General features: G+C 28.3%; 16 protein-coding genes. 13 read left to right on the top strand and 3 right to left on the bottom strand.

Features of this window, described 5'->3' with window-relative positions:
- Positions 1-57 precede the first annotated feature (57 nt).
- The gene (locus PWA39_RS03060; protein ID WP_069099362.1) at positions 58-594 is read left to right on the top strand and encodes a DJ-1/PfpI family protein; all 537 of its coding nucleotides are present in this window, start codon (positions 58-60) and stop codon (positions 592-594) included.
- Positions 595-1,210: 616 nt separating this feature from the next.
- Here the strand turns inward: PWA39_RS03060 and PWA39_RS03055 are convergent.
- Genes PWA39_RS03055 through PWA39_RS03045 form a run of 3 tightly spaced genes read right to left on the bottom strand, consistent with a single transcriptional unit; the run spans position 1,211 to position 3,372 of the window.
- A complete protein-coding gene (locus PWA39_RS03055) occupies positions 1,211-2,017 on the bottom strand; it encodes an alpha/beta hydrolase (protein WP_069099240.1) in 807 nt (268 codons plus the stop codon).
- 6 nt (positions 2,018-2,023) lie between these two features.
- Entirely contained in the window at positions 2,024-3,022 is a 999-nt protein-coding gene (locus tag PWA39_RS03050; RefSeq protein ID WP_069099239.1) for a lipoate--protein ligase, read from the bottom strand.
- A 14-nt stretch (positions 3,023-3,036) separates the two neighbouring features.
- Positions 3,037-3,372 carry a hypothetical protein gene (locus PWA39_RS03045; protein WP_069099238.1) on the bottom strand — a complete coding sequence of 112 codons (336 nt, stop codon included), beginning with the start codon at positions 3,370-3,372 and terminating at the stop codon, positions 3,037-3,039.
- Between the two features lie 143 nt (positions 3,373-3,515).
- On the opposite strand from PWA39_RS03045, the gene dnaX reads away from it, so the two are divergent.
- The 12 genes from dnaX (at position 3,516) to PWA39_RS02985 (ending at position 16,321) form a co-directional block, all read left to right on the top strand.
- Positions 3,516-5,756 carry a DNA polymerase III subunit gamma/tau gene (dnaX, locus tag PWA39_RS03040; RefSeq protein WP_069099237.1) on the top strand — a complete coding sequence of 747 codons (2,241 nt, stop codon included), beginning with the start codon at positions 3,516-3,518 and terminating at the stop codon, positions 5,754-5,756.
- A gap of 61 nt (positions 5,757-5,817) precedes the next feature.
- Positions 5,818-6,096 (top strand): YbaB/EbfC family nucleoid-associated protein, encoded by a 279-nt coding sequence (locus PWA39_RS03035; protein ID WP_044284004.1) that lies wholly within the window; start codon positions 5,818-5,820, stop codon positions 6,094-6,096.
- Between the two features lie 9 nt (positions 6,097-6,105).
- Positions 6,106-6,690 (top strand): toprim domain-containing protein, encoded by a 585-nt coding sequence (locus PWA39_RS03030; protein WP_069099236.1) that lies wholly within the window; start codon positions 6,106-6,108, stop codon positions 6,688-6,690.
- 1 nt (position 6,691) lies between these two features.
- Positions 6,692-7,351, top strand: coding sequence for a dTMP kinase (tmk, locus tag PWA39_RS03025; protein WP_069099235.1), 660 nt, complete (start codon positions 6,692-6,694; stop codon positions 7,349-7,351).
- Positions 7,311-8,186 (top strand): DNA polymerase III subunit delta', encoded by an 876-nt coding sequence (locus PWA39_RS03020; protein ID WP_069099234.1) that lies wholly within the window; start codon positions 7,311-7,313, stop codon positions 8,184-8,186. Before tmk ends, PWA39_RS03020 begins: the two co-directional genes overlap by 41 nt.
- 4 nt (positions 8,187-8,190) lie before the next feature.
- Positions 8,191-8,922 carry a 16S rRNA (cytidine(1402)-2'-O)-methyltransferase gene (rsmI, locus tag PWA39_RS03015; protein ID WP_069099233.1) on the top strand — a complete coding sequence of 244 codons (732 nt, stop codon included), beginning with the start codon at positions 8,191-8,193 and terminating at the stop codon, positions 8,920-8,922.
- A gap of 29 nt (positions 8,923-8,951) precedes the next feature.
- Positions 8,952-9,494 (top strand): hypoxanthine phosphoribosyltransferase, encoded by a 543-nt coding sequence (gene hpt / locus PWA39_RS03010; RefSeq protein WP_069099232.1) that lies wholly within the window; start codon positions 8,952-8,954, stop codon positions 9,492-9,494.
- 9 nt (positions 9,495-9,503) lie between these two features.
- A complete protein-coding gene (locus tag PWA39_RS03005; RefSeq protein WP_044285600.1) occupies positions 9,504-10,322 on the top strand; it encodes an energy-coupling factor transporter ATPase in 819 nt (272 codons plus the stop codon).
- Positions 10,295-11,200, top strand: a complete 906-nt coding sequence (locus PWA39_RS03000; protein ID WP_069099231.1) for an ATP-binding cassette domain-containing protein — start codon at positions 10,295-10,297, stop codon at positions 11,198-11,200. The genes PWA39_RS03005 and PWA39_RS03000 overlap by 28 nt, the downstream gene beginning before the upstream one ends.
- Entirely contained in the window at positions 11,190-12,152 is a 963-nt protein-coding gene (locus PWA39_RS02995; protein WP_069099230.1) for an energy-coupling factor transporter transmembrane component T family protein, read from the top strand. Before PWA39_RS03000 ends, PWA39_RS02995 begins: the two co-directional genes overlap by 11 nt.
- 2 nt (positions 12,153-12,154) lie before the next feature.
- Positions 12,155-14,200 carry an NAD-dependent DNA ligase LigA gene (gene ligA, locus PWA39_RS02990; protein ID WP_069099229.1) on the top strand — a complete coding sequence of 682 codons (2,046 nt, stop codon included), beginning with the start codon at positions 12,155-12,157 and terminating at the stop codon, positions 14,198-14,200.
- Positions 14,201-15,064: 864 nt separating this feature from the next.
- Positions 15,065-16,321 carry an IS256 family transposase gene (locus tag PWA39_RS02985; RefSeq protein ID WP_274827433.1) on the top strand — a complete coding sequence of 419 codons (1,257 nt, stop codon included), beginning with the start codon at positions 15,065-15,067 and terminating at the stop codon, positions 16,319-16,321.
- Positions 16,322-16,506: the final 185 nt, after the last annotated feature.

Below are 16,506 nucleotides of genomic sequence, written 5' to 3'. Positions count from 1 at the left end.
TGTACCATGACTTTTTATGGTACAATTTTATTTTATTTAATTAAATAAGGAGTAATAATGAAAAAATTATTGGTAGTTTTGCTTGATAAATTCCAGGATATAGAGTTTACAACTTTTGTTTCTTTGATAAAAAAGGCCGATTTATACGATAAAATTGAATTTTATAATCCTGAAAACAAAATAGTAACAGGCCAATTTGGAGTTGTCCAAATTGAGGCCAAAAATCATTGAAAATCTGATGAATTTGACGCAATTTTTATACCTGGAGGAGTTGCAGCCCAACATCTTCGAACTTGTGAGCTAGCACTCAAATTAATTGGTGAATTTTTTGCGCAAAACAAGGATGTTTTTGCAATTTGTGATGCGCCAAATGCCATTTTTGAGCGTAATTTAGCGCCAAATTATCAATTTAGTTCATACCCTGATGAAACAAATTCAGACATACCAACAAGAAAAAACGATTTAGTCACAGTTGATAAAAATTATATTTCAGCTAGAAACGCCTCATCTTCAGCTGAATTTGCATTTAAAGTTATTGAAAAATTAGCTTCAAAAGAAATTGCTGAAAAAATAAGAGCCGGATTTCAAGCTTAAATTTCTAGAATTTCCCAGTTTGATGAGATAATCTTAAAAATTGTCCTGGTTTAGTTTTAGGGACTTTTTTAACTTTTTTGGCAAACTCAAGAAAAATAACTATCAAACCAAAAACACTAAGTTTCAAACCTAACAAAAAAATACAACTACTATTTAAACTCAATGCAAATAGAAAACTCGTTTTTATTTGCAGCGAGCCTAAAAAAACATATGAAGTTTTGAAAGAACAATAACCAAAAGCCCTAATTTATAGATTTCTAAACGGTTAAATTTAAGGCATTGCATCATCATCATATTTAAAAATATGACGGAAAATTCGCATTTTCTGATTTTTTATGACAAAAACATAACTAATTCCCCCTTAATTCTAAAATCCAAATTTATTATTATTCTTAAGTGAGACTTATTATAACATAATTTTATTTTTGACCAAACATTTTTTTTATTTTTTGCAAAAGGTTAATTTTTAAATAATAAAAATTATGACTTTAGGTCAAAAAACCCGGGTTTACCGGTATTTTTGCATATTTATGTTCACTAAAAAGTGAATTTTTGCTATCAAATATGAAAACTCGGGAAAAGAAATTGCTGAAAAAATAAGATCCGGATTTCAAGCTTAAATTTCTAGAATTTTTTCAATTTGATTATTAATATCGTCACTTCTTTCAAAGAAAACTGCATGACCAGTTTCTTCAAACTTTATAAGATTTTTATTAAAACTTTCAGAAATTTTGCGAAGACTTTCTAATGGCACAAAATGATCTTCAACACCAGCAATTACAAAATAATTATTATTTTGTTGGTAAAGTGGTAATAATTCGGTTTTAAGCCATTCCAAGTTAAAGATTTCTTCAAAGACAATCTTTCTAAAAATTTCTCTTTTTTTCGTGACATTTTCAAGAAAATTAATAGCATTATTTGCTAAATTTTTCTTATAACTAAATTTATCAGTAAAAACTAAATGCTCAAGGCTATCTTTTGCAGATACAATGTCCTGAGGCAAGAGTCAATTTGATAATTTTTCAGCTTCGCTTTGCGAATTTTTCTCTAAAATAAAAGGATTTAGTGGAGCAACTAAAATCGCTTTTTTTGCTAAATTTTCACTTAAAATATAGAGAGCAATAGCTCCGCCAAGTGAGTGGCCGATTACAATTTGGATATCTAAATTGAGTTTTTTAATGAAACTAGCTGCAATTTTCTGGTAATTTTTAACATTAATTTCATTATTATTAGTGCTTTGACCACAACCGGGAAAATCAAATGAAACAATGTCATAGTTACGATTTTGTTTCTTTTTAAGTTGAAAAATGAAATTATGGCTTGAATTAAAACCGTGTAAAAATAGTATTTTTTGCTTTCCAGTTTCTTCTAAAAAATAAAAAATATCCTCATTTTCAACAGTAATTTTAGAATGAACTATCATTAATAATTAGCTTCCAAAAATTGTATCCAAAATTTCATTAAGAGGAATTGCACCAAAATATTCATCAAGATTTGTAATCTGTAGAAGTTGTGATTCTATAATTGATCTAGTAAATTCCTTATTTTCTAAAATTTCTTGAATATCTTCAACTGATCTTTGAGATAAAAAATCACCTTCAAACTTTATTTTAACAATGTGATTTTTCTCAATATTTGCAAGCACTCTTAAAGTTCCGCCACTAGTTCGGGCTATATTTTCATAGCTAAAATAAGGATTTGAACCAAAAACTCATTCTCTAGATTGTCTTAAGGTTTGAGTTTCTTGAAAATCTTTTTCAGATATCATTCGATCTTGAAAATAAGTTTCAACATCTTGCGCTTTTGTTTGATATTTATTTTCAAAAAATGTGATTAGTCTTGAAATAAACTCAGAATCTTCCATTTGTTCTTCAATTTCATGTAAAATATTTGTTACTCGTTGACGGATAGATTTTATTCCTTTGGACTCAATTTTTAATCGATTTGGCTTTAAAACTTGGCCTAATTTTGCTAAATTAGCATTAAATAGAATTGTTCCATGGTGAACAATTCTATCTTTGTAAATTATTTGAGCATTTCCTGAAACTTTTGCGCCATTAACTATTAGATCATTTCTACCTTTGAATTCAGCATCTAAACCAAAAGTTTTAAAAAATTCTATAATCGGTGTCAAGAATTTTTGATAACTGTGATTCTGTTTTTTAGTTATAAATGAAAAATTAATGTTTCCTAAATCGTGATAAACAGCACCACCTCCAGAAAGTCGACGGTAAATTTCAATTCTTTGCTTTTCAACTTCTTCAAGCTTAATTTCCTCGTAAATATTTTGATTTTTACCGATAATTATTGCATTATTATGTTGGTAAAAATATAAAATATCGTCCTGATTTTGGTCATCTTTTAGAATTAGTTCCTCGCAAACTAACGTGTAAAATGGGCTTGTTTTTTTAGTAGTATAAATCTTCATATTTCCTCCATATTCTAGTTATGTTCTAAATCAAAAGTTGTAATTAATTTGAATTTTGATTTAAAATCATCAAGATTTTCTGCTAATTGTAAATTTTCTAAATTAAAAAGTGTTATTTTTTCATAATCTCAACGGAGCGCATACTTGTTTTTTGATAAAAAGTAGATTAAATTTTCAACAAACCAAAAAAAATATTCTGAATTATAATCGATTGTTCTATCAAGACCTTCAACTGAAATTTCTAATTTCCGAAAGGAATAGCTTAAAATTCGAAAATTAAATACAAATCTTTCGTTTATAGGACATTTCTTTTGAGCTGAGTTTTGTTCCTTGTTAAATGCGACTGACATCTAAAAATCCTTAAATTATATAAAGTCTGTTTTTTATTTTATTTTATTATAATTTATAATTATAAACTATTTAAGTATACTTTTATTTTTAAAAATTAAATTTAAAAATTATAAAGGATTTTTTTTGAAAATCTTGGAGAAATATGAAAAATACAAATGAATATGTAGCTTGATATCGAAAATATCGACCTACTAAATTTTCTGATGTTGTTGGCCAACAATATTTAGTTGAAAGTTTGAAAAACATCGTTAAATCAAAAAAGTTTTTTCACGCCTATCTTTTTTCAGGGCCAAGAGGTACTGGAAAAACTTCACTTGCAAAAATATTTGCAAATGCAATAAATTGCACTCACAAAGAGCAAAATTCTGTTGACCCGTGTCAAAATTGCCTTAAAAATATAAATAATTCTATTGATATAGTCGAAATGGACGCTGCTTCACACAATGGCGTTAAAGAAATCCGTGAAATTGTTGAAAATTCTATTAATTTACCTCAGGTTAGCCCATATAAAATTTATATTTTAGATGAGGTTCATATGCTTTCAACTTCAGCTTTTAATGCATTTTTAAAAACTCTAGAAGAACCGCCAAGTCATATTATTTTCATTTTAGCAACTACCGAAGTTCATAAAATCCCTTTGACAATTCTCTCAAGAGTCCAGAGATATAATTTTCTTGGCCTAAATAAAGAGCAAATTTCACAAAGACTTTCACAAATTTTAGAATATGAAGGCGTAGAATACGAAGAAGAAGCCCTAAAATCCGTGTGTTTATTAAGTCACAACAGTTTGCGGGATGCAATTTCAATTCTTGAACAAGCGGTAATTTTTGGTAACAACTTTTTGAGCAAAACAAGTGTTGAGGAACTTTTTGGGCTAGTTTCAAGTGAAAAACTTGTTGAATTTATAAACGTTCTTTTTTTAGCACAGTCCCAAAAAGCCTTTGATTTATTAGATAAACTTTTATTGCAAAGCAAAAATTTTCAAATTTTACTTGAGTCATTAATAAATTTAGTCAAAGAGTGAATTATTTGAGAAAAAACTCAAGAGGAAGACTTAATTGAAATTTATTCGACTTCTGATTTGGAAAAGTTAAAAATTAGCCACGATTTTGCTTTTAAATTTTTAGATATTGGCTTTTCAACTTTAAAAGACATTAATCATGATAAGTTTCAAAGTTTAGCGCTTGAAATTTTAGTTATGAAAATTCTTGCTTTTAAAAAGGAAAACTTGCAAGAAAAAAGCCAAACTGTTTTAGAAAATACAGAAAAATTTGCTGAAAAACCAAAAGAAGATCTAAAAATTGCTGCTCAAGAAACCGAAGAAAGTGAAGAAAATATCAAAAAAGAGGAAAAACCGTCAAAAAAATTAGAGTTTGTTACTGTCCGTGATAAAAATTTTGGCTCAAATTATAATTTGAATCAAAAAGCAAATACTCAAAATTTATTTAATTATGATGATCCAATTCATGCTTACGATGATGATGAGGATTTAGATTTAAATGGTAGCGATGATTCGACTTGGGGATCAATTTTTGACCGTAAAATCAAAAATAATTTAGAGACAAAAATCCTAAAAAGTGAAAAAAGCAATAAAACAGGCGATAATTTTAAAAACAGGGACAATGCTTTTAATCCTTTGTTAGATCCCGAGGGTGCTAGTTATCATAGTAATTTTTTAAATAAAACTGAAAATTCAAATTTGAATTCGGCTGAAAACATCGATTTTTCAAACTCATTTTTAAATTCTAATGATAAAAAAACTGATGATACTGTCAAAAGAAATGTCAACTCCATTGATTCAGGCCCAAAAACAAATAATCAAACATCATATTTTAGTAAAAATGAAGAAAAAGACGATAATTTTTCATTTGATAGAGATTCATACGTAAATAAATTTTTAAAAAAGAATCTGCCAAATGATTATTTGTCCGTTGATGAGGGGCTAAATCTTATACTTTTGGGAAAAAAATTTTATGACACAAACCGTGAAATTTATTTGGATTTACGTAAAAAATGGAGCAAAAATTTGCTAGATTTTCAGTATAATTTTGAATTCATAGATACTGTTGGAGTATTAAAACATGCAGAAATTCTTACATTAGGATCTAATTTTGTGTGTTTTATTACTAAAAATCCAGAATATGAAGAATTACTAATCGAGAAAATGAAAAAAGAAGGCAATGATGTCAACCGATTATTAAAAAGCGTTTTTGGCCAGGATATCTACGGCCTTGCTTTGAGTAATAATCTTGTTGAAGAAACAAAGAAAAAGGCAAATGAAATTAAAGCGCGTGGTGAAAAATTTGTGCTAAAACCTTTTGAAAAACCAAAAAAACGCACTATTTCTAAGGATGATTTACAAAAATTATTCTTTGATGAATAAAAATTTTTAAACTTTTTAAAATAGTTTATATAATTTATTAAAAATAAGAGAAAGGAAAAACATGAATCTTCAAAAACTATTAAAAGAAGCACAAAAAATGCAAAAAGATCATAAAGTAAAAAAAGATTTGTTAGAAAAAACAGATTTTGACTTTGAAAATCAAGGAATTTCGCTGACTATTTCAGGAGGATTTGAGTTAAAAAAGTTAAAAATTGCTCCATTTTTAGTCGACAAAGACGATATTGAAACATTAGAAGATTTAATTTCTATCACATTAAATCAAGCTTTGTTGAAAATTAGAGAAGAAAATGAAAAAATTGCCCCAACTCAATCACATTAATTTTGAATCATGGTAGATGAAAATTTTGAAAAACTAGTTGACCAATTAAGAAAAGTTCCCGGAATCACGAAAAAACAAGCCACAAATATTTTATTTTCTCTAATCGATACGCCCCTTAGTCAGATTGAGACATTTGTCGAGCAAATTTATAATTTAAAACGCAATCTTCAATATTGTGAAAGATGTGGATATCTAAATGCTAATTCAGTTTGCCAAATATGCCTTGATTTTCAGCGTTCTTTTAAAATATTAGTGGTTGAAAATTCTGAAATGGTCACAAAATTTGAAAAACTAGGAAAATATGATGGCAAGTATTTTGTTTTTGGCAAATATGATATCAAAAAGCTCGAAAATCATGACTTGCAAATAAAAAAACTTGCAGACCTTACTAATGAAGAAAGTGAAATTATTATTGCACTTTCTTCAACAATGGAAGGTTGAATTTTTGCAAATTATCTTGCAAAACACAAGTTTTTATCCTCATCAAAAATTACTAGGCTAGCTACTGGTATTCCTTTTGGGGCGGCAATTGATTATATTGACAATATAACCTTAAATCAAGCACTCGAAAATCGGCAAGAAATGGAAAAATAATATGTTTATAAGTTTTGAAGGGATTGATGCAAGCGGAAAATCAACCGTTATGAATTTGTTTGCAAAGTATTTAAGAATTAAATTTCCAGAAAAAGAAATTCTTACAACTTTTGAACCATATAGCGGCAATGATTCACAAGAAGCACAACAAATCCGCGAGTTTTTACTTAATAAAAAAAATCAAATTAGCCCGTATGTTGAGATGCTTTTATTTTCAACCTCAAGAAGAATTCATCTTGAACAAGTAATTTGGCCAGCTTTAAAATCAGGAAAAATTGTTCTTTGTGATCGCTACATTGATTCTTCGATTGCATATCAAGGGTTTGGAAATAATTTAAGCCCAGATTTAGTTTTTGATTTGAACAGTTTAATTTCTGAAAAAACTTTTCCAGATCTTACAATTTTCCTTGATGTTAAAATTTCAAAATCACGCGAGCGAATGGAAATTTATCGAAATGAAAAGCGAGACCGACTTGAAAATCGCGGCGAGGATTTTTATAAACAAGTTATTAAAGGATATGAATATTTACTAAAAACAAGAAAAAATTTCATTAAAATTGACGGTAATGGCGACTATGATCATGTTTTAACAGATATTATTAATTTTTTTGAGAGCTATTATGAAGCAAATTACGACAAATTGGCACCATTTTCTCGATAATTTGACAAAAACTAAAACAATTCCACATGCAATTTTACTTGTTTCGAGTTACTCAGATTTTCTAGATGAGAAAATAACTGAATTCTTAGAAATATTTAGTCAAAAACCACAAATTTTTCAACATGATTTTGCAGATAATCGCCTTTCAAAAACAGAATTTTTAGAAGAGGTAAACAAGTTGTATTTTTCCTCACTTTATGGCGATAATTCAAAAATTTTCCTAATAAAAAACATCGAAAATGCCCATATTTCTGTGCTAAATTCATTTCTAAAAATTTTAGAAGATCCACCTTTGAATACATATTTTTTACTAACTTCTTTTTCTTCTGACTTAATTATTCCGACTATTGTTTCTCGTTGTCAAATATTTTTTTTCAATGATTTAAATAGAAAAAATGAACTCAAAAAAAAGTTAGATACATGAAAAAAATCGCCTTATAATGCCATATATGCAAATATTTTCACCAATTTTGATCAAGCAACTTTAGCTATTAAGGCCATTAGTGATTCGGATTTAGATAAATTAAAATCATTACTAAATAATTTAACTAAATCAAAATTTGATTTTTTACTATTTTTAAATCAAGTTTTAACAAAAGAAAACTCATTTATTTTTCTTCAGATAATAATCGGTCATTTTAAACAATTTTTTTTAAGCAATTCTGGTCTTAACAAAAAAGACGCTAAAAAAGGGAATTTTTTTGACTTGAATTCTGAAAAAATGGTAAAGATTAATCAGACCTTTAAAAAATTTCTTTCATCACTTGAAACAAATGCAAACTTTAATATTCAAAAATCGGGCTTTTTAGTTCGTCTAAATAACATTTTAACTTAAAATTATGGCAAAAATCACAGTTATAGCAACTCCAATTGGAAATTTACAAGATATAACTCTGCGAGCAATTCAAGCAATAAAATCAGCTGATTTAATTTTGTGTGAGGACACCCGAACTTCCAAAAAAATATTAAATTTTTTGGAAGTTAAAGACAAAAAGTTAATTTCCTATCACAAATTTAATGAAAAATCAACTATCGCCAAAATGTCTGACATATTTTTAACTAATAAAAATATAATTCTAATGTCAGATGCAGGCACCCCTTCAATTAGTGATCCGGGTCAAATTTTGATAAAATGAGCGCACCAAAACGATGTCGAAGTTGATTTTTTGCCTGGTGCATGTGCTTTTGTTGGCGCTTTTGTTCTTTCTGGTTTTGATTTACCGTTAGTTTTTATGGGTTTTTTTAACTCAAAAAAGCAGCAAATAATTAAACAAATTGAGCATTTTATACAAAATTATAGTTATATTTTTTACGTCTCACCATATAAATTACTTTATATTCTTGAAGTAATTAATGAATTTTATGGTGATAAAGTCGAAATTTTTCTTGTTAAGGAAATGACAAAAATTCATCAAAAATATTTTTTTGGTTCTCCTTTAAAAGTTTTAGGTGAACTTCAAAATTCTACCAAAGGCGAATTCACAATGGTTTTAAGGCTAAAAAACGATGAAAAACCGAAGTTAAAAGCAAATAAATATGAAAATTTTTCCAAAAATAGTGTAAAATTTTAGATTAAAATATTTTAAAAAGACGGGTTAAAATGATTAACAAACATATTGTAAAAATTTTGTTTGACAATAAACAAATTAAAACTAGAATTGATGAGATTGCAAAGTGAATAAATTCAAACTATAAAAATTCACAAGAAATTGTTTTTGTTGCGGTTCTTAAAGGTTCATTAATTTTTCTGACTGATTTAATTCAGCAAATCGAAGTTGATTCAATGGTCGATTGCATAATTGCCAAATCCTATTTTGGTGGCACCCAATCAGGTGGCGAATTGAAAGTTATTACCGATATTGACCTAAAAATTGAAAATAAAGATGTTATTTTAATTGACGATATTTTTGATTCAGGCATAACTTTGACAAAAATTAGTGAACATTTAAAATTAAAAAAACCAAAATCACTAAAAATAATTACTTTATTTTATAAAAGAGAAAAAAGAAAAACTGATATTGAACCTGATTATTTTGGCTTTGAAGTTCCTGATGCTTTTCTTGTTGGTTATGGACTTGATTATCAGGAAAAATATCGAAATTGACCTTTTGTTGCAATTTTTGATCCAAACAAAAAGGAATAAAATAAAAAAATGATAAAAGTTACAAATATTTCCTTTAGTTACACTAACGATATGAATCAATTAGCGCTCAAAGATGTTAGTCTAACTTTTGAAAAAGGCAAATATTATGCAATTTTAGGCCACAATGGATCAGGAAAGTCGACATTTTCTAAAATTATTTCCGGAATCGCTAAACCGCAAAAAGGTACAGTTGAAGTTGATTCAATTTTATTAAATAAAGAAAGTTTACCTAAAATTAGAAAGAAAATCGGCATTATTTTTCAAAACCCAGATAATCAATTTGTCGGGGCAACAGTTGAGGACGATATTGCCTTTAGTTTGGAAAATATTAACGAAGATCCAAAAAAAATGCCCAAAATTATAGCAGAATTGGCACAAAAAGTACAAATGCAATCTTATCTCGAGCGCGAGCCGCAATTTTTATCTGGTGGTCAAAAGCAAAGAGTTGCTATTGCCTCAGTTTTAGCCCTAAATCCGCAAATAATAATTTTTGACGAAATAACCTCAATGCTTGATCCAAAAGGAAAAAGTGATGTTGTTAAAATTTTAGATGACCTCCGTAAAGATAAAAGTAAAACTTTGATTTCAATAACGCACAATATGAACGAAGCGATTTTAGCCGATGAAGTTGTTGTCTTTGCCAAAGGCCAAATTATTGCAAAAGGTGATCCAAAATTAATTTTAAACAATGATGAAATAATTGAAAAAGCCAAAATTGACTCGCCTTTTATTTATAAAATTTCAAAAAACCTTGATTTTATTAGTCCGACCTATGATGAAAATGAATTGCTGGAACAATTATGAAAATTAAAGCAAAAAATATCGTAAAAATTTACGACCAAAAATTACCAATTGAAATAAAAGCGCTTGACAATGTCTCTGTTGAAATTAATCAAGGTGAATTTATCGCAATAATAGGTCAAACTGGCTCAGGAAAAACAACTTTTATCCAACATATGAACGCACTTTTGCTCCCTGATAAAGGTCAAGTTGAGTATTTTTATTTTGATCAAGAGTCCAAAACTGAAAAAAAATTAGTTGTTGAAAGACCTAGATTTTTAAAATCAAAGTTTAAATTTATAAACCAAATTCGCCGTCGAGTTGGAGTGGTTTTTCAATTTGCTGAATACCAACTTTTTGAACAAACTATTGAAAAAGATATTATTTTTGGCGCTGTTTCAATGGGAGTAAACAAAGAAGAAGCCAAGAAAAAAGCAGCTGAAATGATAAAACTAGTCGGTCTTGATGAGACTTTTTTAGACAAATCACCTTTTGAACTCTCAGGTGGCCAAAAACGAAGAGTTGCAATTGCCGGAATTTTAGCAATGGATCCGGATATAATTTTTTTTGACGAACCAACGGCAGGTCTTGACCCTCAGGGTTCGGTAAAAATGCTTGAAATATTGGACACTCTTCATAAAAATGGAAAAACAATCATTTTAGCAACTCATGATCTTGATAGTGTTTTAGAGTGAACAAAACGTTGTATTTTTTTTAAAGATGGTAAAATTATATACGATGGTGAAACATATCCTATTTTAGATAATAATCAATTTCTTATTGAAAATGAAATGTTACCTACAAATTTACTAAATTTCCGTGAAAAATTAGTAAAAATAGGATATCCAATTTCGAAAGTCAAGTCAATTGATGAATTGATTAGTCAAATTAATCTATTAATAAAAAAGGAAAAAAATGCAAATTAGTGTTGCTAAATATGTCCCAAGAAACACAATAATTCATAAAATGGACCCCCGACTAAAAATAGCTTTTAACATTCTTTTTGCAGTGCTTTTTTTTGTCACTACCCATTTAGCGACAATTTCAATTCTGCTTTTGCTCTCGCTTGTTTTTTTCTATATAACAACAAAAAGAGTTAAGCAAATTTTTACTTTAATGAAAATGCCAATAATCATTTTCATAATTATGTTAATAATTTACGGATTTATTATTGATCACCAAAATATTAATACAATTTTAGGCATTTCATCTGATAATGAACCGCCTAAATATAAAGTTTTAGGTCTAAATCCTGAAGAAACAACGCATTTTATTTCTTGATATTTAGTCGAGCCGACCGTTTTATTTGGAAGTATAAAATTTTCAATTGGAACTGTTAGCATAATTCGCTCTCTAGTTTTAGCGGTTCGAATTTATGGCATGATAATTTCAACTACAATTTTAACTTATTCAACAAAGCCATTTTTACTAACCCGTGCAATTGAAGATTTAATTCTGCCTTTAAAACTTTTATTTATTCCGACCCATATAATTGCAATGATTATTTCAATCGCGATTCGTTTTATTCCGACTTTGTTACTCGAGGCGACCCGAATTATGAAAGCTCAGTCTTCGCGTGGGGTTGATTTTAAACACGGAAAAATTAAGGATAAAGTCAAATCATTAATAACTTTAGTAATTCCGCTTTTTGTACTTGCTTTTTCACGGGCTGAAGATCTTTCTAATGCTATGGATGTCCGCGGTTATGATGTTTATGCAAAAAGAAGCCGTTATCGCCGCCTAGTTTTTAACAAGCTTGATTACCTTTTTGCCCTTATTTTTATTGCCCTCATTACTTTAACAGTTTTAATGGAAATGAATATTATTCCAATTTCGCGCCTTCCATTTTGATGACTCTACACTAATCAAAAAATTTAATCATGGAAAATAATTCTAAAATTCGCAATGAAATTCTTGAGTTAAGAAAGCAAATTGAAACTTGAAATCATCATTACTATCAACTGCAAAATCCACTTGTTGATGATTTAATTTATGACAAAAAGCTGAGAGAATTAATAAATTTGGAGCAAAAATATTACTATCTTTTTACTTTAGAAGAACTTAATTCATCTCCAAGCCAACAAGTTGGTAGCAAAATTACATCAAAATTTGCCAAAATTAAACACTCAGTTCCGATGCTGTCGCTCAATAAGTCTCATACAAAATCTGAACTTGAAAAATGAGCCCAAAAAGCAATGGTAATTTTAGAAAATGTAACTTTTTTTGTCGAGCCAAAAATTGATGGAATTTCCCTTTCACTAATCTATAAAAATGGCCAACTTATTCAAGCACTAACTCGTGGCGACGGTGTTTTTGGTGAAGATGTTTTAGTTAATGTCCTTAAAATTAAGGATGAATTTATCCCTAAAACAATAGATTATTTTGATGACCTTGAAATAAGAGGGGAAATTTACATAGATAATTCTGCCTTTGAAAGTTTACAAACTGAGACAAATGTCTTCAAAAATCCTCGAAATGCCGCAAGTGGAATTCTTAGACGATATAAAAAGAACCAAAAAGATTCAGCTAGCGAAGATTTTTCATTTTTAAGCGGGTTTTTTTATACACTTGTTGAACCAGAAAAACATAAAATTTTTAGACAGTTAGAGGCAATCGCTTTTTTAAAAAAATTAGGTTTTAAAACTAATGATTTTCAAAAAGAATGTAAGAATTTAAACGATGTTTTTGACTTTATTGGCCAAATTAAACAAAAAAGAGAGCAACTAAATTACAATATTGACGGCGTTGTTATCAAAATTAATGAGTTTTTGCTTTATGATCAGTTAGGCTTTACTTCAAAATTTCCTCACAGTATTATTGCCTTTAAATTTGAAGATGACGTTGCAAAAACTAAACTTCTAGAAATTTTTCCCACAATTGGCAGAACCGGAAAAGTCACATATAATGCCAAAATTGAGCCGGTAAATCTTGGTGGTAGTCTTATTTCTTCGGCTGTTTTGCCTAATTATTCTTATATTGAAAATCTAAAATTAAATTTAATGTCTGATGTTTTTGTTAAAAAAGCGGGCGAAATTATCCCGCAAATTATCGGAAGTGTTGAAAACCATGAAAAAACTAACTTTTCAATTGCAAAAAACTGTCCAAAATGTCAGTCTGAACTAATTTTTAGCGAATCAGGAATTGATCAGTTTTGTCAAAACAAAAATTGTCCTGGTATAATTCTTCAAAAAATCGTTCACTTTTCATCAAAAGCAGCTTTAAATATCGAAACCCTAGCCGAAAAAAGAATTCAAACACTATTAGATAAAAAAATTATTTCTAATATTTGTGATATTTTTGACCTTAAAAATAACCTTGAAAAAATTTATTCCGAATTTAAACCTAGTCAATTAAATTCAGAAAATAAACGCGCTCCATCTTTGCAAATTAAGTCAGTAATTAAATTGCTTAATGAAGTTGAAAAAGCAAAAAACATCGATTTTCATAGGTTAATTTTTGGTTTAGGAATAAAAAACGTTGGAATAAAAGCTGCTAAAATTCTTGCAAGATATGCTAAAAATATCTCTGAATTAAGAAAGTTAGATTTTAAAATACTAAAAAATCAAAATGATTTTGGTCCTGTCATAATTAGTTCGTTGATTGAATATTTTAACAATGAGGAAAATCAAAAACTACTTGACTGTCTTGAAAACGTGGATTTTAATTTCAAAAATCCAACTATTTCACCGTCTTTAATTGGTTGGACATCGTTTGCAATTTCAGGAAAATTATCCAAACCAAGACACGAATTTGTTAAAATTATCGAACAAACAGGCGCATATTTTCACACATCAATAACCAAACAAACCGCTTATTTGGTAACGGGCGAATCGACCGGATCAAAAATAGAAAAAGCAATTAAATTAGGTGTTAAAAGAATCTCTGAAGAAGAATTTTGAGAGCTAATAAAAAGTAAAATTGAATAAAAAAACCTATGAATTTATAGGTTTTTTTATTCAACTTGGCAAGTTGGACAAAAATAAGTTCCTCCGAGTTTGATAGTTTGATGGGAAAATTAACTTTTTATTGAATACAGAAATGCAAAAATACCCGTAAATCAGGGTTTTTTGACGCAAAATCTTAATTTTTATCCTGAGTTTCCCAGTTTGATAAGGTAATTTCAAAAAAGCATCCGGTTTTAGGCAATTTTTTAAGTTTTTTGGTAAAAGTTAATTACAATTTTATTAGTAATTTATTAAGATATCAAAATATTGATTGTTTACAAATAACTTGTTTCAAATTTCATGTTTGAAATTTCCTTAAAATATTTAGGTTTTTTGCCAAACAATTTGTTTATTTCAATAAAACCATCTTTATTTTGTTTTTTCATAATTTATAATTATACCATAAAATTACTTAAAATGCAATTAAATGACATTAATATAAATTAAGGTTTTACGTTCAAAAAACACTGATTTACGGGTGTTTTTTCATATTTATATTCACTAAAAAGTGAATTTTTGCCTTAAAACTGGGAAACTCGGGAGGGTTTTTTGACGCAAAATCTTAATTTTTATTATTTTGAAATTAACCTTTTGCAAAAAAAAAAAAAAAATGCTTGGTCAAAAATAAAATTAGGTTACAATTAGACTCACTTAAGAATAATTAATAAATTTGATATTGAATTAAGGAGGAATTAATTATGTTTTTGGCATAAAAAAATCAGAAAATGCGAATTATCCATTATACTTTTAAATATGATGGAATGCTTAAATTTCACCGGGAATATTAAGTATTTTGTGTACTAAAGCAAATATGCTTTGATAAAATTTATCATAAAGGACCAAAATATGAAAAAAAAGCAAAAACAATTATCCCCATTGCAGTTAGAAGCTAGAAAAATTGCTAACAAATACGTAGATTATAAAAAAGTAAAAAGAGAAGATTTTCACAACGAAATTTCGCAAGCGCTTAAAAATATTGTTGAGGAGGTCTTAATGGCGGAATTAAGCCATCATTTAGGTTATGAAAAAGGCGATCGAAGCAAAAAAGGTGTGCATAGACCGAATAACCGAAACGGGTTTTCGAGCAAAACTGTGAATTGTAAAAATGGTAATATTCGTCTAAAAATACCAAGAGATCGAAATGGCACTTTTGAGAACAAATTCATCGGTAAATACGAAACAAATTTAGCCGATATCGAAGAACAAGTGTTTTCACTTTTTGCATCAGGAATGTCATATGAAGATATTGCTAACACAATAAAAAATATCTATAAAAAAGAAGTAAGTAACGGCTGAATTTCTTCAGTTACTAACAAATTATTGCCTGAAATTGAAAAGTGAAAATCGCAAAAAATTGACAATTCCTATCCAATTTTGTACATTGATGGGATGTTTTTTAATGTTAAAGAAAACGGTGTTTTTGTCAAGAAATCGCTTTATCTTATTCTTGCAATTGATTGGCAGGGAAATAAAAAAATACTGGGATTTTGGATTAAAAATACCGAATCAGCAAGTAATTGACTTGATGTTTTTAGCGAACTAAAAACTCGCGGGCTGCAAGATGTTCTAATAATTTCTTGTGATAATCTAAGTGGAATTAGTCAGGCAATTGAAGCGGTTTTCCCGCAAACAGATATTCAAAAATGTGTTGTTCACCAAATTAGAAACTCGCTTTCAAAAGTTTCTTACAAGCACAAAAAGAGTTTGCCCAGGATATGAAAAGTATTTATCAAGCGATTAATCAAGAATCTGCAATGCAAAATCTTGATGAATTTGCGGAAAAATGAGGTCAAAAAATATCCTTCAATTATCAAGTCTTGGTATGCAAACTTCGTTGAATTAACGACATTTTTTAAATATCCATATGAATTGAGGCAAATAATTTATACAACAAATTCAATTGAATCAGTAAATAGATTAATTAGGAAAAATACAAAAACAAAAGGCGGAATTCAAAGTGTAAATTACCTTTCAAAAATAACTTATTTAACGCTCCAGAACGCATCTATAAAATGAAAAAGGCAGGTAAGAAATTGAGATACAATTAAGAAACAATTAGAAATTATTTTCCCTAATCGGTTAAATAATGTAAAATTAAATTAGATTTCTATTTTAAAAATGCATAAAAAATTTATAACACAAAATTATGAACACTCCCATTTCACCGTTTAGAAATCTACAAATTTAAGGCTTTGATTATTGTTCTTTCAAAACTTCATATTTTTTTAGGCTCAATTTAAATAAAAACGAGTTTTCTATTTGCATTGAGTTTAAGTAATAGTTGTATT

This window comes from Mesomycoplasma ovipneumoniae ATCC 29419 (assembly GCF_028885435.1).
Classification (GTDB): Bacteria; Bacillota_I; Bacilli_A; order Mycoplasmatales; family Metamycoplasmataceae; genus Mesomycoplasma; species Mesomycoplasma ovipneumoniae.
This window is presented reverse-complemented; position numbering and strand designations above follow the sequence as displayed.